Origin of the sequence: Clostridium sp. RTP31139st1_H3_RTP31139_211217 (genome assembly GCF_040227035.1) — a bacterium.
Classification (GTDB): domain Bacteria; phylum Bacillota; class Clostridia; order Clostridiales; family Clostridiaceae; genus Clostridium; species Clostridium saudiense.
The window spans coordinates 1-21,777 of the sequence record NZ_JBCOAB010000052.1 but is presented as its reverse complement, the minus strand read 5'-3'; the positions used below and the strand labels follow the sequence as shown (position 1 = coordinate 21,777).

The window sequence follows — 21,777 nt, the reverse complement described above, 5'->3', positions numbered from 1 at the left end:
TAGGCTTATAGAGTCTGGGATTTATTTTTTTTTGCAAAAGGGGCCTCGCACTAATTATTTAGTGCGACAGCCCCTTTAAATTTATCTTGAAGCTTTTCTATATCCAGCAGATATAGCTTCTTCTTCGCTATTAAAATTAACTAAGTAATCAGAATCAGCCATATTTTCATAATCCCTTTGACCAGGGCAATGATATATTTTTGATTTAGAATTTCCTCTTATTATTATTTCTTCGGTAGATGTAGTATTGTTAGAAGAAGTTGTGTTTGAAGAATTATTTGAAGTATTGTTTGAGTTACTTGAAGAACTAGTATTAGTTATTTCTTCGCCACTAAGAGCACTATCGCCAGTAGCGTAATCTATTGTAATACCAGGTTGTACATTATATACAAACACATTAAATTCAATACCTTCTCCATTATCTTCAACAGATTTTGCTTCCATTTGAACACCAGTAGCAACAAGATTATTGCCTTCGAATACTGGAGTTACTCTGTATAAAACATGATTATTTGTTTCTTTAATATAGTCGGCAACCATGTTTTCGTATGGAAGCATTAAAGTAGCATTAAAGTATCTTGTTCCAGTAATTAAATTTCTGTCATTTGCATTTTCAGCAGTTAATTGATATCCAATTAAGTGAGATCTGTTATAAAGGTACTTTCCTTCAACAATATCATATTTTACAGAGTGCCATCCGCTTGGTTTAACAGAACTAATAGATTCTCTTTTTTCTGTTGGCATTATATCAGTTCCTATATTTGAATATGCAACTCCACATCTACCTAAATCATCTAAAGGAGCATATTCTTCAAATGAGGTAGTCGTTAAATCTGATTCAGAAAAATTAGGTATATTATTATTTAAAATAATATAATCGTCACCAGAATATGCTGGAATATTATCAATAGTGATATTACTACTATCAGCAGTTGTATTTTGGGTAGATGAATTTGTATCATTAGAATTTTCGATTACTTGTCCATTATTGTCTGTAGAAAGATCAATAGTTATAGAACAACTAATAAGTCCACTTAAGCACAGTAAGACTCCTAGCATCATAATTAATGAGTTTTTAAATTTAAGTAATTTTTTCATTAGTGTATTCTCCTATAAATTTTTTTTGTTATTTTTTCATGGGATGATCCTTCAAATTCAGATTCATTCATTAACTCCCATGAGTTATTATTTAAATCAATATCAAAATGTAAGTCAGTAGGATAAATTCGGTTCCAGTTATAGATAACTATAGTATTAATTTTATCAATATACTTATATAATGATTTATCTTCAACTAAACAGAAGTCATTTTCATTGCATTCATTTAAAAAGTCTTCATAAACTTTAATATTTCCATCATCTATATCTTTATATAGTTTGTAAGAATAGTTATTCATGTAAAGAATTTTGGATTTAACTAATTCTTTTATATCAGATCTAAGAAGTTTATCTTGGCTTTGTCTTCTTTTATTGAACATCATTCCATTTTTATCATCTAAACAAACAATTATATTCATAGTTTCCTCCTTATATTATTTCTTGTAATATTATATCAAAAATTTAGTAGTATAGTTATAAAATATATGATATATCAAAAGGAACATTTTGGAGTGAGTTATAAAAATAAAATTTAATTGAAGGAGAGTTACATAAGTAATATCATAAAATTAAATTAGCATAATAAAGTTTAGTGGTGCAAATTAAGGAGGAAAATTTATGAATAAAGTATGTGTGCTTGGAAGTATTAATATGGATTTAGTAGTAAAAGTTAATGAGATACCAAGGATTGGAGAAACAATCCTATCAAAATCATTTGAAAAGATTGCAGGTGGAAAAGGAGCTAATCAAGCTATTGCAGCTAGGAGATGTGGAGCAGAAGTTTCTATGATAGCCAAAATAGGAAAAGATGAAAATGGTAAGATTCTTAAGAGTAAGTTAGAAGAGGATAAGATTAGTACAGAATGTGTTTTTGAAGATGAAAAGGAAGCAACAGGAATGGCTTTTATTATGGTTAATGAAAGTGGAAATAATTCAATAGTAGTTGTATCAGGATCAAATATGGCAATTAATGAAGAAGAAATAGATACTTCTATACAAAAGATTAAAGAGGCTGATATAGTTATAGCTCAATTTGAAACAGCTGAAGAAATGACATTAAAAGTATTTAAAAAAGCTAAAGAGTTAGGAAAAGTAACGATATTGAATCCAGCTCCAGCAAAGAAAATAAATGATGAGCTTTTAAAAGTTACAGATATTATAGTGCCAAATGAAACTGAAGCAGAAGTTCTCACTGGTGTTACTGTTAATAATTTAGATGAAGCTAATGAAGCAGGAAAGGTATTTTTAGAAAAAGGAGTAAAGTTTGTAGTAATTACTTTAGGTTCTAAAGGGGCAGCTGTGATAGGAAAAGATTTTTGTGAGATAGTGCCAGCATATAAGGTGAATGCTATAGATACAACCGCAGCAGGGGATAGTTTTATTGGGGGAGTAAGTTCAAAATTAGATTTTAAAAATATTAATAAAGAAAATTTAATAGATGCAGTGAGTTTTGGAAATAAGGTATCATCTATAGCAGTTCAAAGAAAAGGTGCTCAGCCTTCAATTCCTTATTTAAAAGAAGTAAAAGAAGTTTATGGAGATTATTAATTAGTTAAGGGAAAGTTAAAAAGAAGAAAATTAAGATCAAAAATATGAGTAGCGGCGAAACTATAAGTATTGAGTATTCGTTAATATAAGTTATATAAAAGGGGAATAATGGTAGAGAAATATTGTTTTAAAATAAGAAAATGTATCTGCATATAGAATAAGAAGAGTGAAACAATATAAAGGAGGTGATTTTATGAAATCAATATGGGAAGAGAACTGCAAATTTGATAAAAGAGAAGATTTAAAAGGCAATATAAAAACTGATATATTAGTTATTGGAGCTGGAATAGCAGGAATATTAACAGGTTATTTATTAAAGCAAAGTGGTAAAGAAGTAGTATTAATAGATAAGTCTGAAACTGCAAGTGGAAATACAAAATGTACTACAGCAAAGATAACATCACAACATGATTTGATTTATGATAAGTTGATAAAAGAATTTGGAGAAGAAAAAGCTAAGCAGTATGCAAGAGCTAATGAATTAGCTATAAAGAAGTATAAAGAAATTATAGATGAAAGAAAAATAAAATGTGATTTTGAAGAAGTTGATGCATATATTTATTCCTTAAATGAAATCGATAAAATAAAAGAAGAAGTAGAAGCAGCTAAAAAATTAGGAATAGATGCAGAATTCGTAGAAAAAATTAATCTTCCATTAGAAGTTAAAGGGGCTATTAAGTTTAATAACCAAGCACAATTTAATCCATTAAAATTTTTAAAAGATATTTCAAAAGATTTAGTTATATATGAAAATACTAGAGCTATAAAAATAGATGAAAACTTAGTGCATACTGATAAAGGAGATATAGAAGCAAATCATATAGTGGTAGCTACTCATTATCCAATAATGAATGCTCCAGGATATTATTTTATGAAGATGCATCAAGAAAGATCTTACGTTATAGCTTTAGAAAATGCAGATAGTATTGATGGAATGTATATAGATTATGAAAAACAAGGATATTCATTTAGAAATTATAAAGGGTTACTACTATTAGGTGGAATAAGTCAAAGAACTGGTGAAAATGAAAATGGAGGATGTTATGATGCATTAAGAAAATTTGCAAAAGAAATATATCCAAATTCAAATGAAAAGTATCACTGGTCAGCACAAGATTGTATTACAATTGATGGTATACCATATATAGGAAGATACTCTGATAGTACACCTAATATATACGTAGCTACTGGATTTAATAAATGGGGAATGACAAGTGCTATGGTATCAGCCATGATAATTTCAGATTTTATATTAGGAAATGAAAATGATTTTTCAGAAATATTTTCACCAAAAAGGTTTGATTTATCATTATCCATTAATAATATTGCTAATGACATGGTTGAAACAGCTAAGAATTTTATAGCACAAAAAATATATATTCCAAGTAGTGAAATAGAGCATATTAAGAATGGGCATGCTGGAATTGTTGAGTATAATGGTGAAAAGGTTGGAGTATATAAAAATAAAGATGGAAAAGAATTTATTGTATCAACAAAATGTGCACATCTAGGATGTCAACTTCATTGGAATGCAGATGAATTAACATGGGATTGTCCTTGCCATGGTTCAAGATTTGATTATAAAGGAAAGTTAATAGAGGGACCTGCAAATAAAGATATTGTAGAGGATTAAGAATAAAGGTAGCTATATAGAAAATATTAAAGATAAAAAAATATAATCTCCAATTATGTAAAAAAATAAAATGCATATACTAACTATATTGCAGTAATAAAACAAAGGAAGGAGATTATATATGAAAAACAAATTATCTAAACAGGCCTATGGTGGGGTACATGGAAGAGACTATGTTCCATATATAAGAGATAAATCAAAAAGTGGAACTAATATTGCTGTAATAATAATTGGAATAATATTAGCAACTATATTTGCAGCATCTACTGCATATTCAGGAATGAAATCAGGGCTAACAGTAGCTGCAGGGATTCCAGGGGCAATAATTGGTTCAATGTTTATTGGAGTATTTGCTAAGGATAAAGGAATACTTGGAAAGAATATAACACAAGGTATGTCAAGTGGCGGTGAATCAATAGCAAGTGGAATGATTTATGTATTACCTGCAATTATTTTAATAGGAAGTAATGTAACTTTTTTAGAGGGAATAAGTGTAGGGATAGGTGGTGCCTTATTTGGGATAGGAGCATTATCATTAGTATATAATTATTTGATAGTTGAAGAACATGGAAAGCTTATGTATCCAGAATCAATGGCTATATCTGAAACATTAGTAGCATCAGAAGGTGGCGGAGATGCTATTAAGTTTATGGGAATCGGATTTGGAATTAGCGGTATCATAAATGTTTTAACAGGATCATTTTTGAATTTAATTAATAACACTATTACTTATGTAGGAAGTAAATTTTATAAATGGAAGTTTTCTATAGAAGTAAATCCACTTTTACTTGGAATAGGGTTTATAGTTGGATTAGAAGTATCATTAACTATGTTTGCAGGATCATTATTATCTAATTTTGGTATTGCACCTTTAATAGGTTATTTTACTGATATGGCAGAAATGAATGCTAAAACATGGAATGATACTACAGTACTTATCAATCAAATGGATGTGAATGCTATAACAGGAAGCTATGTTAAATATATAGGAGCAGGAATGATGCTTTGTGGAGGTATAATAGGTGCTTTAAAACTTATACCCACAATAGTTGTATCTATAAAAGAAACATTAAAGGCTAGATCAAGTAATGAAGGTAGTGGAGAAAAGAGCTCTGGGGAAATGATAATACTTTTAGTTGGTATTGTAATTGCATTTGTAGCAGGATTTTTTATTTCTAATAGTATTTTAATGGCCGTAGTTGCAGCTATTGTTTCATTAATATTATCTTTATTATTTGTAATAGTTGCAGGACGTTTAACAGGAACAATAGGTACATCAAATCTTCCTGTATCAGGAATGACAATAGCTTCATTAGTAATATTAACATTAGTATTTGTTATAATGGGCTGGACAGGGCAAGCTGATAATAAATCATTATTACTATTTGCGGCATTTATGGTTGTTGCGATATCAGTAGCAGGTGGTTATAGTCAATCTCAAAAAGTTACATATGTAATTGGCGGAAGTAAAAAGGAAATGCAAAATTGCTTTGCAATAGCTAGCATAATTGGAGTTATTATTACTACAGGAACAATAATGTTATTATCTAGTCAATTAGCTGTCACAGGTGCAGATGCACCATTTGCATTACCACAAGCAAATTTAATGGCTACATTAACTTCAGGAATAATGTTAGGAAATTTACCTTGGCCTATGATTATAGTTGGAGTCGTTATGGCATTAGTTTTATTTTTATTAGATTTGCCAATAATGACTATAGCAATAGGTTTTTATTTACCAATATCAACAACAACAATAATATTAGTTGGAGCATTAATACGCGTATTTGTTGAAAAAATGAGCAAAAGTGATGAGGAAAAAGAGGTTAAAGTTTCAAATGGAATAAGTTTATCTTCAGGACTTGTTGCTGGTGGTTCTATTATTGGATTAGTAGGAATTATATTACAAGTAACAGGAGTTATAAAACCTAGAACACCGGCAGGATTTGTAGCTAGTAATATGATGGGAATAATATTATTAATTATTCTAGTTATAGCTACTACAATTCCAATTATGATGTCAAAGGTGAAGAAAAATGAAGGATAATGAAGATGTTTTAAATTTAAAATTTAGAATTTGTGATAATGTAGAATATAAAATTGATGATAATGGAAGAGTTACAATTTTTGAAAAACAAGACCATAGAATTCAAAGTTTTTTTAGAAAGTTAAAGTTCAGGATTCCTTTATATAAAGAAATAGAGTTTGATGAAATTAGCAGTGCAGTATTTCTTGATATTGATGGAAATAAAACTGTGAAACAAATAGGTGAAGATTTAGTAAAAAGATTTGGTGATAAAGTAGAACCACTATATGAAAGATTACTTATTTTTATCAATCATATTTATATAAATTGTAAATATATTGAAAAATAAGATGCTACCCTGTATAGGAAGAATATTAAGATGGTAAGCTATTTAAAAGCTTGCCATTTTTTAGTGGGAATATGTAAAAAATATTCAATTTATGGTAAAAACTATTGACTTAGAGTAAGCTACAAGTTGTATACTTAAAGGTAAGAAAAATACTATAGGGGTATGTGAGATGTTAAATACAAATGTAGATTTATTAAAAGGGAAAATTCTTAAATCATTAATAATTTTTGCAATACCATTATTCATTTCAAATTTATTTCAACAATTATATAATACTGTAGATATAATGATTGTAGGAAATTTTTTAGGAGATACATCATTAGCTGCAATAGGGGCAAGCTCTGCAGTATATGAATTATTAATTGGTTTTGCATTAGGTATAGGTAATGGACTAAGTATGGTAGCAGCAAGAAGTTATGGAGCAAATGACACTAAACTACTAAGAAAATCAGTGGCAGGATCAATTGTTATAGGATTTTTTATCACTGTAATAATTATGGTTATTTCTCAATTATTTTTAATGCCATTATTAAGATTACTAAATACACCATCAAACATAATAGAGGAATCATATTCTTATATTTCAACAATTACATTATTTGTAGGAGTTATGTTTGCATATAACTTATGTGCAGGTTTATTAAGAGCTATAGGAAATAGCTTTATGCCATTAGTATTTCTTGTAATATCATCTTTATTAAACATAGGATTGGATATATTATTTATTACACAATTTAATATGGGAATTAAAGGAGCAGCAGTTGCAACAATTATATCTCAAGGTATTTCTGTTGTATTATGTATTTCATATATATATTCAAAAAGTAAAATCCTTATTCCAAAGAAGAAACATTTTGCTGTTGGAAAGGAGCTATATAGAGAACTGTTAGGACAAGGCCTTTCTATGGGATTTATGATGGCAATTGTATCTACAGGAACTGTTATTTTACAAAGTGCTATAAATGGACTTGGGTATTTAACTATTGCTGGACATACTGCTGCCAGAAAGCTTAATAGCTTTTGCATTATGCCAATAGTAGCGGTAGCGCATTCAGTTTCTACATTTGTTTCTCAAAATAAAGGTGCGGATCAAGGGGATAGAATTAGAAAGTCAGTATATTATTCTAATTTAATAGCTATTGCATGGGGAGTTATAATAACAGGAGTTTTATTTTTTGCAGCGCCTATGTTAGTTAAATTATTATCTGGTTCTAGTGAGAATATAGTTATAAGTAATGGTGCAAGGTATTTAAGAATAAATGCACCTTTTTATGGAGTATTAGGAATATTATTTAATTTGAGATATTCATTACAAGGATTAGGTAAGAAAGTTGTTCCATTAGTATCTAGTATTATTGAATTCTTTGGAAAGATTATATTTGTTATATTAGTTATTCCAAGTATGGGATACTTAGGGGTTATACTTTGTGAGCCAATTATTTGGTGTTTTATGACTGCACAACTTATATATGCGTTTTATAGAAATCCTTATATTAAGAAATTTAAAGTAAATAAAGAAATTAATATTGCATAAGAGGTATTTGGTATTAGTGAAATGTTTAAAGGAGTATTTTTTGATACTCCTTTTAATTTGACATTAGTAATATTACATATTATTAAGATAAATAAATATCTAGGTAGAAGAAAATAATTACTTTATTCTATTAACAGCCTTTATAAGTTGTTCAAGCTTTTCAGTAGAAGTGATTCTTTCATTACATTCTAAACTATTTAAACATACATAAAAACCTAGGGATTTATAGTCATCTTGGCTTTGGGGTTTACAAATTGGAGAAACAAATGCAACTTCACTTTCAGAGCCTATATGGTTACAAAGAGTGCAGATATTAGTACTATTTCTTTTTGAAGAAGTAAGCCTACAAGCCATTCCTAATAGTTTACCATCCATATTATAAGTTATAAGAAGTTTTCTAGTCGATTCATCAATCCAACCTAAATATACTAGTTTTGAGTCTTGTATACTTAAATCAGGAAGTTTAAGCTTCTTTTCCTTTTTAAATACTTTATTAATTTCAGAACCTGTAATAGTAGGCATTCCATATACATATTGATTTAAATCCTTTAAGTAAGTAGATATATCCAAAGGATCAGTTACTTTACTTATATTAAGGATTTCTTTTTGTTCTTCTGATAAATTACTAAAAAATGATAAAATTTTATCTTGAGTACAAATTTTAGTAGTTTCAACGATATTAGGATCAATACAGTTTCTAAAAGCATTATTTAAATCAAATAAGCAGTTTTTTATATAATTATATTCTTGTTTTTTTATAAAAGTATCCATAAAAATACACCTCATTTTTAGAAAATCAAATTTATACTATGTAGTATTGACTATAATTTTATTATTAACTAACAAATAAAAAGATGATTATTTGTACATATTAATGAAGGTAAAATAATCATCTTAATTTCAATTACTAAAACATTCATTGAAATATAACAATGAAAGAATAGCATACTTTAAAACAAGTATTCAATCTAATAAATGCTTCTGTATTAATTATGAGCATAATTGTTTTTGTTTATTTATAATTCTTCTAATACTTTTTTCTGACAAAAAATATTCTTTAGTTAACTCATCTATGGTATTGCCTTTAAGATATTTTCTATATATTTCCTTATTTCTTATCTCAAGACTATCTTTTATACCACTTTTTTCTCCCCAGGATTTATGATTTTCGCACTTTCTTGGGATATAAATATATTCTCCATCTATATACTCTTGGATAATCTCAAGAATTTCTACAGGTAACACATCTGTTGCTTTAATATATTTCATTTCCTTACTCCTTAATTTTAAATAATTAAAATATAAAGCAAAGAATACTAAAGGCTATGTGTTACAGAACCTAAAATAATGTCTCAGCTATTTTAATAACTGCTTAGGCTCCAAACAAAGCATAGCTGACCTTTGTGTAGTCTTTGCAAGGAGCAAGCAGGTTTAAAAATGAATGTATCATAATATACTTTCATTAAAAACACCTCCTATAATATTTAAATTATATCATATTCATATAAAAAATTTTATAATTAGAAATTTAATATTTTTGGATTCAAGTAAAGAAGTATATGAATAGTATAAAAAGAGAGTATTATATAAAATTTTATAAAGGGGGTAATATATGATAAATATAATGATTATTTGTGGGTTGGTATTACTAATAAGTATAACTTCCACCAAAATATTATATAAGTTCGGGGTACCGATTCTTTTAATATTTATAATGTTAGGAATGCTATTTGGATCAGATGGAATTGTAGGAATATATTTTAATGATTATCAATTAACTAATAAAATAGCTACTGTAGCGTTGATATTCATTATGTTTTTTGGAGGATTTGGAACTAATTGGAGTATGGCTAAACCTGTTGCGATACCATCAATTCTTTTATCAACATTAGGAGTTGTTTTTACAGCTGGATTAACAGGAGTGTTTTGCTTTTTAGTATTTAAAACAACATTATTAGAGGGGTTACTTATAGGTTCAATAGTTGGATCGACGGATGCAGCATCAGTATTTGCTATTTTAAGATCTCAAAGATTAAATCTTAAGGGATCAATTGCATCCATGTTGGAGTTAGAAAGTGGTAGCAATGATCCTTGTGCATATATGCTTACAACAATTGTATTAGGAATAATGTCTAATAGTAATAATGGAAATATATTTATTATGGTATTAAGTCAAATTTTACTTGGCGGGATGGTAGCGGTGGTTTTAGCTAAATTATCTATTTATTTATTGAGACATTTTAAGTTTGAAATAGAAGGATTTTATCCTATTTTTATGACTGCCATAGCAGTACTAGCTTATTCATTAAGTGAATATTTAGGCGGAAATGGATATTTATGTGTTTATATTACTGGAATAATCATAGGAAATGCTAAGATACCACATAAAAAAAGTATATTTCAGTTTTTGGATGGAATCTCATGGCTTATGCAAATTATGTTATTCTTCTTGTTGGGATTATTAGCATTCCCATCTAAGATACCATTAGTAATTGGAAAAGGAATATTAATATCGATATTTATGATTTTAGTAGCAAGACCAGTAGCTATATTTAGTATATTATTTTGGTTTAAGATACCAATAAAACAACAGATATTTATAGCATGGGTAGGGATAAGAGGAGCAGCATCTATAGTTTTTGCAATATTTGCGGAGACATATGGAGTGTCAATGAATAATGATATTTTTCATATAATATTTTTTATAGCTCTATTTTCTGTGATTGTTCAAGGAACAATTACTCCTAAATTAGCTAAAAAACTAGACTTAATAGATAATGAAGAGTCTGTATTTAAGACTTTTAATGATTACAAAGAGGATAAAAGTACAAGTTTAGTTGAATTTACAATTGATGAGCATAATATTATTGCAAATAAAACTATAATGGATGCTAATATACCAGAAGATATTCTTGTGGTTATGATAAAAAGGAATGGGGATGTATTTGTACCAAATGGTTCCACAGAAATTTTACCAGGAGATATATTAGTTTTATCAGGAAATAAGCTTAAACATTTTAATGAATATCGTGAAGAAAAGAGTACAACACTAACGGAGTTTTCAGTTGAAAAAAAGAGTAGTTTAATAAATAAATCTATAAAAGATGCTGATATTCCAGATGATGTTCTTATAGTTATGATAAAAAGAAAGGGAGAAGTATTGGTTCCTAATGGAAATACAATCATTCTACCAGATGATATATTAGTTGTGACATCAAATAATATGAAGGAAGTAGAAGAATTATTAAGTGTATAGGTTATAAAAAAATTCACCGTAATATTTTTTATTTATGGTGAATTTTTATGTTAATTAATAATTAAGAGCTGTGGAAGTAAATATATTATGATAAAGATTTAACTTTTTATTTATTGCATATTTATGTAATATATATATAAGTAAATTATTACAAGATAAGGAGTATAATATGAATATGGAATTAATTATGTTAGGAACAGGATCTGCAATGGTGACGAAATGTTACAACACTTGTTTTGCTTTAAGAAGAGAAGAGGAATATTTTCTAATAGATGCAGGTGGAGGAAATGGCATATTATCACAGTTAGAAAAAGCAGAAATTAATTATAAAAATATTAAGGGGATGTTTATTACTCATGGGCATACAGATCATATAATTGGAGCAATATGGATAATAAGAAAATATGCTGCATTAATGAATGAGGGAAAATATGAAGGTGAATTTAATATTTTTGGGCATAATGAAGTTGTTAATATTTTAAATACCCTAAGTAATATGATGTTAACTAAAAAACTATTAAAATATATTGGTAATGGAATAAATATCAATGAAGTGTGTCATGGAGATAAAATAGATGCAATAGGAATGAATATAGAATTTTTTGATATTGAATCTACTAAAGATAAACAATTTGGATTTAAAGCAATTCTTCCAAATGAAAAAAAATTAGTTTGTCTTGGTGATGAGCCTTATAAGGAAATTTCTAAGAGGTATGTTGAAAATTGTGATTGGTTACTTTCAGAAGCTTTTTGTTTATATGAAGATAGAGAGATATTTAAGCCTTATGAAAAAAATCATAGTACACCTATTGAAGCTGGAAAACTTGCAAAAGAACTTAATGTAGAAAATTTAATTTTATATCATACTGAAGATAAGAGACTTCGAGAACGTAAAAGACTTTATAGTGAAGAAGCAAAAACAGTTTATGATGGACAAGTATTTGTTCCATATGATTTAGAAAGAATAGAACTTAAGTAATAAATAAAAAATGAGGCTCATTATTTGAGCATCATTTTTTATGTTTATATTTTAAGTCATAATAACTATGAGTTAGAAAGGGCTTATTTTAATTTTGCATCTAATTCATTTGAGATTGCAAGATTGTAAATATATGCATTATTTACTTCATTTATAAAATTTACTTTCATTTCATCAGATAAATTAATATCAGCTAACATATTATGATATTTCATAACATATCCTCTTAAATCATTTATCTCAGGGAATTGATAGTAGTTTAATCCTTCATTAGATATTTTATAGTTTGTACTTAATAATGAAAGGAATGTTCTTCCTCCAAATAAATCAGCTAAGAATCTAGTATAAGCATATGCAACGACTAGCTCTGGTTTAGTCTCAGATAATTCTTCAATTTTTGCAACACAAGCTTCGGTAGAAGCTAATAATTTCATAGAATTTAATTTATCTCCTAATAAGAAGTTTAAATCTTTTCTTATAAGCTCAGAACGATATAATTCTTTTGTTACAAAAGGCTTTACAACAGCGTTATTTTCATTTTTATCTAATGCACTTTCAATAGCTTTATACATTTTTTCTAAATTGTAAATATATTCAGCATATCCATCTACGGAAGCTGTTCCATCCACTAGCTTTTTGATATATCCTGTATTTTCAGCAGCACTATGTAATAAAGATGTTTTTTCTCTTATATCCATCATAAATTTCATTTTTATCACCTCATATTTATAAAAATTATTTAATGATAATATATATCAAAAAGATAATGATTATCGAGTAACGTAATGCTGAGAAAAGTTTTAAATCTTAGTAAAATAGTATGAATTGCTTTGGTTTTCTTAATATTTCATAATATTTCATTATGAATACAATAAGTGAAAGTAAAAAAAAGCCAGAAGGGAGTCCGGCTTTTAATATGTTTTTTGTTAGTTTAAAAATTGTGAAATTATATAATTTCTTTTATAAGTTTGATTTATTAGTAATAACTTTTAATTTAATATTTGTAACTTTTTATAAATTTCTTGTTAATTTGTATACTGTATCAGCAGATTTTGCAACAGCAGGAGAGTGAGTTACTAATATTATGCACTTTCCTTCTTTAGATAACATATGGAATATATCCATAATTTCATCTTGTGTTTTTCCATCAAGATTTCCTGTTGGTTCATCAGCTAAAATTATTTGAGGATCATAAGATAATGCACGAGCAATAGCTACACGTTGCTGTTGACCACCAGATAATTTTAATACTCTACGATTAGCTTCTTCTTCATTTAATCCAACCTTTTTTAACATTTCTATGGCAGTTTCCTTTTTATTATCAAATTTCTTTCCAGAAATGTTCATAGATAAAACTACATTTTCAAGAGCAGTTAAATGAGTAAGTAAATTAAAGCTTTGGAATACTACACCAACATGATTGCTACGAAATTTATATTTATCAATTTTATTAATATCTTCACCATTTAGATATATCTTGCCACTAGTTGGTTTAGCAAGGCTAGAAAGAATTGATAAAAGAGTAGTTTTACCAGCACCAGATTGACCTACAATTGCATATATTTTTCCTTTTTCAAATTCAAAGTTTATATCTTTTAAAACCTGTTTTTTATTACCATCATATTGATAGCATATATTTTCTAATTTTAAAATACTCATTGTATTATCCTCCTAAGATCTGCTTGATAAAATTTTCAATGGTTCATATCTCATAATTGAAATTAATGCAGCCAAACCAGAGATAATAGTAAGCAAAATACCAACAGCTATTAATTGAAGAACAACTGTTAAGTTTGTTGCGCTAGATATAGAGTCAATATAAGATATTGATGTAGTACCTGGCCTAGATCCTGGCATTTTATTTGATCCTACATTAACATTAGTGTCTTTTGAGAATCCAAAGTTTTCATTTATAGCATTAAAAGAAGCTTCAGCACTTTCAATTTGATTTGCAAGTAATGAATTTGTAACTGGAACAGATATGGCACTATCTATAGATGTACCAATTACTATAGCAATTAAAGTTACTGCAAATAATTCAGTAATAAATTGTGTAGCAACTTTATGTTTTTTCATTCCTATTGCAGTAAGAACTCCAATCTCATATTTTCTTTCGCGTAGGTTAAAAATGTTAAATACAACAAGGATAATTCCACCAATAGCAAGTACTATTAAAAAGAACCAACCAGCCATAGTACTTAATGTATTTAGAGGTGTTAAACTGTTTTCGTAAGCTGAAAGATCAGTAGATGAAATAATATAATCAGTACTTAGTCCATAATCATAAATTTTTTCAGCAAAGTTGTAATAATTATCAGAGTTTGCAAAAGTATAAGTAAAGTTTAATTGACTAGTTAATGCCGTAGATGTTTCATTAACACTGTCGTTAGTTTCAGCATTTTCAATAGCTTTAGATGAAGTAATTATAGAATTTAATGCATTGTAACTCATATAAATATTATTTGCTGGATCTGACATAGCAAAAGTTTGGTTACCTTCTGAAGATGCACTATTTGTATATATACCTGAAATAGTTAAACTATAAGTTTCATCTTCGTTATTTGGATTTACTAGTGTAATTGTATCTCCTACAAGCAATTCATTATACATAGCTAATTCGTCACTGATAACACAAACTAAATCACTAGATTCTTCATCAAACATTTGACCATCTGAAATAGAGTAAGTTCCATCCTCTCCAAATAAAGAAATCATAGCATCATATGAAGAGTATCCAGTAATAGAGAAATCACCTTGAACCATAAATGAGAATTTATTTCCAGATCCCCTCATGGTACTAGTTCCTTGATCTAAACCAGTATAAGGTTGAGTTGTTGTAGATTCATCTTCATCTTCAGATGTGGTCGAACCATAGGGTAATAAATCATCATTTGCATTTAATGATGCAGTGATAGTGTAATAATAAGAATCACCTTCATTTTCAGCTTCAGCATAGTTTAAATAATCCTCAAGAGATAATGTTGTACCAGCTAAACTTGAAATATCAAAGTTACCCTTACCACCTTGTCCTGAAGCTTGCATATTAGACATAGCTTTAGAACGATCATAAGATATTTGTGCTGTAATTGTTAAAGAATCTAATGTATCTTCTTTAGCTGTTTCAGCAGCCTGTCTAATAGATAATGCGACACAAGAAGCAGTTGCAATGACAAGAACTATAACACCAATTAAAATGTTACGGGCTTTGTTTCTAGCAATACTTTTAAAAGCATTTTTTATTATATACATTTAATTTCCTCCTATAGATGTTTTTTTACTTCACATAAAGTATATAAATTCAAACTAAATTGAAACTAAATGCATAAGTGAATAATATGTGAAGTTTACTTTAAGGTTAGATTAAGTTAGAAATGGTATATTTAAATTAATAAGGAGATATTAAAGAGTTATATAAAAGAGTTATATAAAAAGTAAAATATATTTAAATAAAAAAAAGGAGATAAATATGAGACTTTTAATTGCAGAAGATGATAGGGATATATCAAAAGCTTTAGTTATGATATTAGAAAAAAATAATTATAGTGTAGATTCAGTTTTTAATGGGAAAGAAGCATATGAATATGCTGTTTCAGATAACTATGATGGTATAATTTTAGACATTATGATGCCAGAGTTAGATGGAATAGAAGTATTAACTAAGTTAAGAAGTGAAAGAATATCAACACCTATATTGTTATTAACAGCAAAAGCTGAAGTAGATGACAGAGTAGCTGGATTAGATGCAGGAGCAGATGATTATTTAGCAAAGCCTTTTGCTATATCAGAGCTTCTGGCTAGATTAAGGGCAATGCTTAGAAGAAAGGGGGAGTTTCAACCCGATATATTAGAGTTTAAATCTGTAACATTAAATAAAGCAACTTATGAACTAGGATATAACGATAAATATGTGAGATTAGCTAGTAGAGAGTTTCAAATGCTTGAAATGCTTATGAAGATGCCAGGCCAAGTAATACCTACAGATCAATTTATGGATAAGATTTGGGGCTGGGATTCTGAGGTGGAAGTAAGTATAGTATGGGTATATATATCTAATTTACGTAAAAAATTTGCGACAATACAAGCGCCTATTGAAATACATGCAATACGTGGAGTTGGATATTGTATGGGGGCTAAAGATGATTAAAAAGCTTAGAAAAAAGTTTATAATGGTCACTGCAATGGCCTTATTGGGTGTAATTGCAATTTTAATGACTTCAATTAATGTGATATATATTTTTAAAAGTGAAAAGAATTTAAATCATATATTAAATATAATAATCGAAAATGGCGGTAGATTATCAATTACTGATAAAGGATTTATTCCTAAAAAAGAATTAAGTGATACCATGACAAACCATAATTTTTGGGGAGGAAAGTATAGTGGAAATAGAGAGATTGCTTTTACAACAAGGTTTTGTGTTATAGACCTAGATGTTAATAAGCAAATAATTAATATTTATTCAGATAAAATTTCGGCTATTTCAGATGATGAAATTAAAGAGTATACGGAAAAAATATTAAAAAAGAATAAGTTAAGTGGGTGGATTAATGAATATAAGTATAAATTAAGTGAAAGTAATGATGGTTATATGTTAGTAATATTAGATGGATCAATGGCAAAACAATCAAATTGGTCTATATTTACTACATCTATATTAGTATCAACTATTAGCTATTTAATAGTTTTATTTATAATAGCGTTGTTTTCTAAAAGAGCGATTAAGCCAATTGCAGAAAGTTATGAAAAGCAAAAGCAATTTATTACTGATGCAAGTCATGAGTTAAAAACACCACTTACTATTATTTCAGCAAATTCAGAAATTTTAGAAATCACATATGGAAATGATGAGTGGATTGAAGGAATAGAAAAGCAAGCAGAAAGAATGCGTGATTTAGTAAATAATTTAGTTGTGTTAACAAAGATGGATGAAGAGAAGCAAACTATTATTTACAAGGAATTTAATTTTAGTGATGCAGTTTATGACACTACTATGGCTTTTGAAGGCTTATGTAAGAAGAATAAAAAGAAATTACATATAGATATTGATTCAGATATAAGTATGAAGGGAGATGAATCTGAATTTCGTAAGTTGATATCAATATTATTAGACAATGCAGTTAAGTATTGTGATGAAAATGGTAATATTTATGTTAGATTGAAAAAAGAAAAACATATTGTTATGAGCGTAAGAAATTCTTATAAAGATGTAAGTAACATTGAATTAAATAGGTTATTCGATCGTTTTTATAGAGTTGATAAAGCTAGAACTAGAAATGGTAGTTATGGTTTAGGTCTTGCAATTGCTCAAGCGATTATTGATAGGCATAAAGGAAAGATTAAGGTTATGAATATTGATGATAAAATGATAGAGTTTGAAGTTAAATTATAATATTAAGATTACTGAAATTATAATAAGTCCAGTAATTTTCCAGTAAAATATAGACAAACTTTCTATAGTTAGATATACTGAGTAAGTTGTTAAATATAATGATAATAAGTAATATTGGTTAAAAATAGTTTTCTTAATAATCTATTTTTATTAAAAAGGAAGTTAGGTGAAAATCCTACACAGTGCCGCTACTGTAATTAGGGAGTAGTAATTCAATATGCCATTGAACATAAATTATGTTTGAGAAGGTGAATTAGTATGATGATCTTTAAGTCAGGAGACTTGCCAGTATTATAATATCGATACTCTTCGGTAAAAGAGTGATATTAATAAAATTAAATATCAAATCGTAAGATTTTAAGTTTCATCTATAGGGGAAATATGTAATTTAATTAATCGAACTTAACTGAAACTCCAAAAGTGAATTATTAAATATGTAATTTAGTTTTTACAGTATAAATTCAGATTTGGAAAGTTGAGGTTATACACCGTAGGCTTATTCTATATATGAGAATGAGATTAAAGAGTATCCTTATATCTTTATATTAAAATAGCAAAATATAAATAGATAAAGGGAGAAAAAAATGAAAAAATTAAAAAAACTAACAACACTTCTATTAAGCGTAATGCTTATCGTAGGACTTGTTTCTTGTGGGACAAGTAAGCAATTATCATCCAATGAAAATTCTAATGTACAATCTCAAGAAAATAATGACTCACATTATCCAGTAACAATAACAACTTATAATTATTTAAAAGAGCCTGTTGAGATAACTTTTGATAAGGCACCGGAAAGAGTAGTAGCTATTTATCAAAATTCTATAGAAACTTTGTTAGCTTTAGGATTAGAAGATAAAATAGTTGCAGCAGCAGGTTTAGATCATGACGTTAAAGATGAGTATAAAGATGCTTTTAGTAAAGTAAATTATTTAGAGGATTTTACTCCATCAAAAGAAACAATAATAATGGAAAAACCAGATTTTATATTAAGTTGGTATTCTATATTTGATGATAAAAGATTAGGGGATATTTACTATTGGAATGAAAATGGTGTAAATACGTATATGTCATTAAATAGTGGTGTAGTATCAGAAAGAACTATAGAAAATGAAATAAATGATATATTAAATTTAGGAAAGATTTTTAATGTAGAAGAAAAAGCTCAAGCTTTAGTAGATGAGATTACATCAACTGTAAGTGAGGTTTCTTCAAAAGTAAGTAATGAAGAAAAGCAAAGTGCTATGGTAATAGAGTTTTATGATGATGAAATATACACATATGGTTCTAAAACTTTAGCTGGAGATATGGTAACAAAATTAGGAGCAGAACTTTTAAATCCAGAGGGTGGAAATATAGGGGCAGAAGATTTAATTAAATTAAATCCAGATTGTATTTTTGTTTCTTACATGGATAGAGGAAATGAAAATGTTCCAGTTGAAGAAATAAACAAGATATTAGAAAATCCAGCATTTGCAAGCCTTTCAGCAGTTAAAAACAAAAGAGTTTATTCTATACCATTAGGTGATATGTATTCTAGTGGAATAAGAACTATAGATGGTATAAATACTTTTGCAAATGGATTATATGAAAATGAGAAATAAGTTTTTTAAAGAAGTTCCTATATATATAGGGGCTTCTGTCATACTATTAGTTATACTTTTTTTATCAATAGGCTTTGCTGTTACAATTGGATCTGTTGATATTAGTATAAAAGAGGTTTATCAAGTTATACTATATAAATTATTGAATATTGGAGATTCATCTATTGGGACAGGTGCTGTGGCAGATGTAGTATGGCTTATAAGAATGCCAAGAATAGTGTTAGCTATAGCCGTTGGAGTAGGATTATCAGTAGTTGGTATTGTAATGCAAGCAATAGTTAAAAATCCATTAGCAGATCCATATATATTAGGAGTTTCTTCTGGGGCTTCTTTAGGAGCAACACTTGCAGTAGTATTAGGTATAGGAAGTTCATTTGGAAGCAACTCACTTGGAATTATGGGGTTCATAGGAGCCTTTGGAGTTTCTATATTAGTTTTGATTATATCTAATATAGGGGGAAGAAGTAACTCTATAAAACTGCTTTTAGCAGGAATGGCATTAAGTTCTGTTTGTAGTTCTTTTTCAAGTTTTTTGGTTTATATATCAGATGATTCACAAAAATTAAAGACTATAACATTTTGGTTAATGGGAAGTTTGGCTGGAGCAAAGTGGAATGAAATAGTGATTATAATGCCTATTATAATTTTAGGAGTAATATTTTTTATGACTCAATATAGGACTTTAAACTTAATGTTATTAGGAGATGAAGTATCAATTACACTAGGTACTGATTTGCATAAATTTAGGATTATATATTTAGTAATCACTTCTTTGATGATTGGACTATTAGTTTATGTATCTGGAATGATTGGATTTGTAGGTCTTATAATTCCTCATATAGTAAGAATGATTTTTGGAACTGATCATAAGAAGATAATACCAATATCAGCTTTATTAGGAGCTATAATTTTAATATGGGCAGATGTACTTTCTAGAGCATTAATAAAAGGTACTGAAATACCAATAGGAATAGTTATATCGATAATAGGTTCACCTTTATTTGTATGGCTTATGATTAAAAAGAATTATGGGTTTGGTGGTAGTAAGTAAATGAATATAAAAACTGAAAATATAAATGTTACTTTAGAGAAAAATAATATATTAAAAGGCATTAATATAGAGGTAGATAATAAGGAGTTTGTGGGAATAATTGGACCTAATGGAAGTGGAAAATCTACTCTTTTAAAGTGTATATATAGAATATTAAAACCAAGTGAAGGTGTAATAAAGTTAGATGGTATTGATATGAAAAATATATCTATAAAAGAAAGCTCTAAAAAACTATCTGTATTATCTCAACATAATAATTATAATTTTGATTTTACTGTTAAAGAAATTGTTTTAATGGGAAGAGCACCTTATAAGAAGTTTATGGAGCGAGATAATAAAGAAGATTATGACATAGTAAATGATGCTTTAGAAAAGGTTGATATGCTAGAGTTTAAAGATAGAAGCTTTCAAAGTTTATCAGGTGGGGAACAACAAAGAGTAATACTTGCAAGAGCATTAGCACAAAAGCCTAAGTGTTTGATATTAGATGAACCAACAAATCATTTAGATATAAAATATCAATTGCAGCTTATGAGAATAGTTAAAAGCCTAAATATAGAAGTTATTGCAGCTATTCATGATTTAAATATTGCAGCAATGTATTGTGATAAAATATATGTTTTGAAGGACGGTAAAATTGTTAAATTTGGTAAGACAAATGAAGTGCTTACAAAGAAGCTTATAAAGGATGTTTATGAAGTAGATGCAGATGTTATTGTAAATCAAGGCATGGTTCATATTTCTTATATCAGTTAGATGAATAATATCTTTTTGATAAAATTTATATAATCTATGATAAATGGAGGTAACGATGGGAATAGCAATTATGTCTTGTAGAAAGTTAATTAATAAATGTACTGGAACAGGATGTTTTAGAGCATATTATAAAAATATTGATTCCTTCTCTATATATAAAGAAAAAAATTATATACTAATGAGTTTTTTTAATTGTATAGGGTGTAAAGAAACAATATATGAAGATGAGAACTGGAAACATAAGATTAAACAGTTAAAGAATTCAGGAGTTGATACTATACATATAGCACGATGTATAGAAGTAGAATGTGATGATTATAGTAAGCATGAAAAAGTATTGATAAAGGAAGGGTTTAATGTAGTTAAAGAAACTCATAAATAAATTAAATATTGATAAAGTAATATGAGGAATAAGCTTTAGAATAAATAATATAAATGGGGCTGTCGCACTAAATAATTAGTGCGAGGCCCCTTTTGCAAAAAAAAAAATAAATCCCAGACTCTATAAGCCTAGGATTTATGGTAAAATATTTTTCATGCTAACAAAAAAAATCTT

General features: G+C 27.9%; 20 protein-coding genes and 1 riboswitch. Of the genes, 13 read left to right on the top strand and 7 right to left on the bottom strand.

Features of this window, described 5'->3' with window-relative positions; all coding sequences use genetic code 11:
- Nucleotides 1-81: 81 nt before the first annotated feature.
- The gene (locus ABUA17_RS15910; RefSeq protein ID WP_042402093.1) at nucleotides 82-1,098 is read right to left on the bottom strand and encodes a DNA/RNA non-specific endonuclease; all 1,017 of its coding nucleotides are present in this window, start codon (nucleotides 1,096-1,098) and stop codon (nucleotides 82-84) included.
- Complete coding sequence (locus tag ABUA17_RS15905) at nucleotides 1,098-1,517, bottom strand: hypothetical protein (protein ID WP_042402088.1); 420 nt, start codon at nucleotides 1,515-1,517, stop codon at nucleotides 1,098-1,100. The genes ABUA17_RS15910 and ABUA17_RS15905 overlap by 1 nt, the downstream gene beginning before the upstream one ends.
- Before the next feature lie 199 nt (nucleotides 1,518-1,716).
- On the opposite strand from ABUA17_RS15905, the gene rbsK reads away from it, so the two are divergent.
- From rbsK to ABUA17_RS15880, 5 genes are all read left to right on the top strand, one after another.
- Nucleotides 1,717-2,646, top strand: coding sequence for a ribokinase (gene rbsK, locus ABUA17_RS15900; RefSeq protein WP_042402085.1), 930 nt, complete (start codon nucleotides 1,717-1,719; stop codon nucleotides 2,644-2,646).
- A gap of 193 nt (nucleotides 2,647-2,839) precedes the next feature.
- Nucleotides 2,840-4,279, top strand: a complete 1,440-nt coding sequence (locus ABUA17_RS15895) for an FAD-dependent oxidoreductase (protein ID WP_042402082.1) — start codon at nucleotides 2,840-2,842, stop codon at nucleotides 4,277-4,279.
- A 121-nt stretch (nucleotides 4,280-4,400) separates the two neighbouring features.
- A complete protein-coding gene (locus ABUA17_RS15890) occupies nucleotides 4,401-6,326 on the top strand; it encodes an OPT family oligopeptide transporter (RefSeq protein ID WP_195951736.1) in 1,926 nt (641 codons plus the stop codon).
- On the top strand, nucleotides 6,316-6,654 hold the full coding sequence (locus tag ABUA17_RS15885; protein WP_195949549.1) for a PqqD family peptide modification chaperone: 339 nt from the start codon (nucleotides 6,316-6,318) through the stop codon (nucleotides 6,652-6,654). Before ABUA17_RS15890 ends, ABUA17_RS15885 begins: the two co-directional genes overlap by 11 nt.
- A gap of 169 nt (nucleotides 6,655-6,823) precedes the next feature.
- Nucleotides 6,824-8,188 carry an MATE family efflux transporter gene (locus ABUA17_RS15880; RefSeq protein ID WP_055277362.1) on the top strand — a complete coding sequence of 455 codons (1,365 nt, stop codon included), beginning with the start codon at nucleotides 6,824-6,826 and terminating at the stop codon, nucleotides 8,186-8,188.
- Between the two features lie 117 nt (nucleotides 8,189-8,305).
- Here the strand turns inward: ABUA17_RS15880 and ABUA17_RS15875 are convergent, their stop codons facing one another.
- Together ABUA17_RS15875 and ABUA17_RS15870 are read right to left on the bottom strand one after the other, a co-directional pair.
- Nucleotides 8,306-8,959 carry a FusB/FusC family EF-G-binding protein gene (locus ABUA17_RS15875; RefSeq protein ID WP_042402070.1) on the bottom strand — a complete coding sequence of 218 codons (654 nt, stop codon included), beginning with the start codon at nucleotides 8,957-8,959 and terminating at the stop codon, nucleotides 8,306-8,308.
- Between the two features lie 219 nt (nucleotides 8,960-9,178).
- The gene (locus tag ABUA17_RS15870) at nucleotides 9,179-9,457 is read right to left on the bottom strand and encodes a CD3324 family protein (RefSeq protein WP_055277360.1); all 279 of its coding nucleotides are present in this window, start codon (nucleotides 9,455-9,457) and stop codon (nucleotides 9,179-9,181) included.
- A 343-nt stretch (nucleotides 9,458-9,800) separates the two neighbouring features.
- Here ABUA17_RS15870 and ABUA17_RS15865 point away from each other — a divergent pair, with 343 nt between their 5' ends.
- Nucleotides 9,801-11,444 (top strand): potassium/proton antiporter, encoded by a 1,644-nt coding sequence (locus ABUA17_RS15865; protein ID WP_195951737.1) that lies wholly within the window; start codon nucleotides 9,801-9,803, stop codon nucleotides 11,442-11,444.
- 169 nt (nucleotides 11,445-11,613) lie between these two features.
- Nucleotides 11,614-12,423: an MBL fold metallo-hydrolase gene (locus ABUA17_RS15860; RefSeq protein ID WP_195951738.1), complete on the top strand. Its 810-nt coding sequence runs from the start codon at nucleotides 11,614-11,616 to the stop codon at nucleotides 12,421-12,423.
- 83 nt (nucleotides 12,424-12,506) lie between these two features.
- Here ABUA17_RS15860 and ABUA17_RS15855 read toward each other — a convergent pair whose 3' ends face one another.
- The 3 genes from ABUA17_RS15855 to ABUA17_RS15845 all read right to left on the bottom strand — a co-directional run bounded on the left by ABUA17_RS15855 (nucleotide 12,507) and on the right by ABUA17_RS15845 (nucleotide 15,672).
- On the bottom strand, nucleotides 12,507-13,133 hold the full coding sequence (locus tag ABUA17_RS15855; RefSeq protein WP_195951739.1) for a biliverdin-producing heme oxygenase: 627 nt from the start codon (nucleotides 13,131-13,133) through the stop codon (nucleotides 12,507-12,509).
- Nucleotides 13,134-13,434: 301 nt separating this feature from the next.
- The gene (locus ABUA17_RS15850; protein ID WP_195951740.1) at nucleotides 13,435-14,082 is read right to left on the bottom strand and encodes an ABC transporter ATP-binding protein; all 648 of its coding nucleotides are present in this window, start codon (nucleotides 14,080-14,082) and stop codon (nucleotides 13,435-13,437) included.
- A gap of 12 nt (nucleotides 14,083-14,094) precedes the next feature.
- Complete coding sequence (locus ABUA17_RS15845) at nucleotides 14,095-15,672, bottom strand: ABC transporter permease (RefSeq protein ID WP_195951741.1); 1,578 nt, start codon at nucleotides 15,670-15,672, stop codon at nucleotides 14,095-14,097.
- A 217-nt stretch (nucleotides 15,673-15,889) separates the two neighbouring features.
- Between ABUA17_RS15845 and ABUA17_RS15840 the strand changes: the two genes are divergently transcribed.
- The 6 genes from ABUA17_RS15840 to ABUA17_RS15815 all read left to right on the top strand — a co-directional run bounded on the left by ABUA17_RS15840 (nucleotide 15,890) and on the right by ABUA17_RS15815 (nucleotide 21,603).
- Nucleotides 15,890-16,567, top strand: a complete 678-nt coding sequence (locus ABUA17_RS15840) for a response regulator transcription factor (RefSeq protein ID WP_042402049.1) — start codon at nucleotides 15,890-15,892, stop codon at nucleotides 16,565-16,567.
- Nucleotides 16,560-17,813, top strand: coding sequence for a sensor histidine kinase (locus ABUA17_RS15835; protein ID WP_042402047.1), 1,254 nt, complete (start codon nucleotides 16,560-16,562; stop codon nucleotides 17,811-17,813). The genes ABUA17_RS15840 and ABUA17_RS15835 overlap by 8 nt, the downstream gene beginning before the upstream one ends.
- Before the next feature lie 98 nt (nucleotides 17,814-17,911).
- Nucleotides 17,912-18,117: riboswitch (cobalamin riboswitch) on the top strand.
- Nucleotides 18,118-18,397: 280 nt separating this feature from the next.
- Complete coding sequence (locus ABUA17_RS15830; RefSeq protein ID WP_195951742.1) at nucleotides 18,398-19,414, top strand: ABC transporter substrate-binding protein; 1,017 nt, start codon at nucleotides 18,398-18,400, stop codon at nucleotides 19,412-19,414.
- A complete protein-coding gene (locus tag ABUA17_RS15825) occupies nucleotides 19,398-20,465 on the top strand; it encodes a FecCD family ABC transporter permease (protein WP_243276097.1) in 1,068 nt (355 codons plus the stop codon). The genes ABUA17_RS15830 and ABUA17_RS15825 overlap by 17 nt, the downstream gene beginning before the upstream one ends.
- Entirely contained in the window at nucleotides 20,466-21,221 is a 756-nt protein-coding gene (locus ABUA17_RS15820; RefSeq protein ID WP_195951744.1) for an ABC transporter ATP-binding protein, read from the top strand.
- A 55-nt stretch (nucleotides 21,222-21,276) separates the two neighbouring features.
- The gene (locus ABUA17_RS15815; RefSeq protein ID WP_195951745.1) at nucleotides 21,277-21,603 is read left to right on the top strand and encodes a CGGC domain-containing protein; all 327 of its coding nucleotides are present in this window, start codon (nucleotides 21,277-21,279) and stop codon (nucleotides 21,601-21,603) included.
- The last annotated feature ends 174 nt before the right edge of the window (nucleotides 21,604-21,777 follow it).

Bases quoted from the DNA above. Each gene is read 5' to 3' on its own strand.
- ABUA17_RS15885 (WP_195949549.1), top strand. From the start codon at position 6,316: ATGAAGGATAATGAAGATGTTTTAAATTTAAAATTTAGAATTTGTGAT.
- ABUA17_RS15875 (WP_042402070.1), bottom strand. From the start codon at position 8,959: ATGGATACTTTTATAAAAAAACAAGAATATAATTATATAAAAAACTGC.
- ABUA17_RS15815 (WP_195951745.1), top strand. From the start codon at position 21,277: ATGGGAATAGCAATTATGTCTTGTAGAAAGTTAATTAATAAATGTACT.
- ABUA17_RS15895 (WP_042402082.1), top strand. From the start codon at position 2,840: ATGAAATCAATATGGGAAGAGAACTGCAAATTTGATAAAAGAGAAGAT.
- ABUA17_RS15890 (WP_195951736.1), top strand. From the start codon at position 4,401: ATGAAAAACAAATTATCTAAACAGGCCTATGGTGGGGTACATGGAAGA.
- ABUA17_RS15840 (WP_042402049.1), top strand. From the start codon at position 15,890: ATGAGACTTTTAATTGCAGAAGATGATAGGGATATATCAAAAGCTTTA.
- ABUA17_RS15865 (WP_195951737.1), top strand. From the start codon at position 9,801: ATGATAAATATAATGATTATTTGTGGGTTGGTATTACTAATAAGTATA.
- ABUA17_RS15855 (WP_195951739.1), bottom strand. From the start codon at position 13,133: ATGAAATTTATGATGGATATAAGAGAAAAAACATCTTTATTACATAGT.
- ABUA17_RS15905 (WP_042402088.1), bottom strand. From the start codon at position 1,517: ATGAATATAATTGTTTGTTTAGATGATAAAAATGGAATGATGTTCAAT.
- rbsK (WP_042402085.1), top strand. From the start codon at position 1,717: ATGAATAAAGTATGTGTGCTTGGAAGTATTAATATGGATTTAGTAGTA.
- ABUA17_RS15880 (WP_055277362.1), top strand. From the start codon at position 6,824: ATGTTAAATACAAATGTAGATTTATTAAAAGGGAAAATTCTTAAATCA.
- ABUA17_RS15820 (WP_195951744.1), top strand. From the start codon at position 20,466: ATGAATATAAAAACTGAAAATATAAATGTTACTTTAGAGAAAAATAAT.
- ABUA17_RS15830 (WP_195951742.1), top strand. From the start codon at position 18,398: ATGAAAAAATTAAAAAAACTAACAACACTTCTATTAAGCGTAATGCTT.
- ABUA17_RS15835 (WP_042402047.1), top strand. From the start codon at position 16,560: ATGATTAAAAAGCTTAGAAAAAAGTTTATAATGGTCACTGCAATGGCC.
- ABUA17_RS15845 (WP_195951741.1), bottom strand. From the start codon at position 15,672: ATGTATATAATAAAAAATGCTTTTAAAAGTATTGCTAGAAACAAAGCC.
- ABUA17_RS15860 (WP_195951738.1), top strand. From the start codon at position 11,614: ATGAATATGGAATTAATTATGTTAGGAACAGGATCTGCAATGGTGACG.
- ABUA17_RS15850 (WP_195951740.1), bottom strand. From the start codon at position 14,082: ATGAGTATTTTAAAATTAGAAAATATATGCTATCAATATGATGGTAAT.
- ABUA17_RS15910 (WP_042402093.1), bottom strand. From the start codon at position 1,098: ATGAAAAAATTACTTAAATTTAAAAACTCATTAATTATGATGCTAGGA.
- ABUA17_RS15825 (WP_243276097.1), top strand. From the start codon at position 19,398: ATGAAAATGAGAAATAAGTTTTTTAAAGAAGTTCCTATATATATAGGG.
- ABUA17_RS15870 (WP_055277360.1), bottom strand. From the start codon at position 9,457: ATGAAATATATTAAAGCAACAGATGTGTTACCTGTAGAAATTCTTGAG.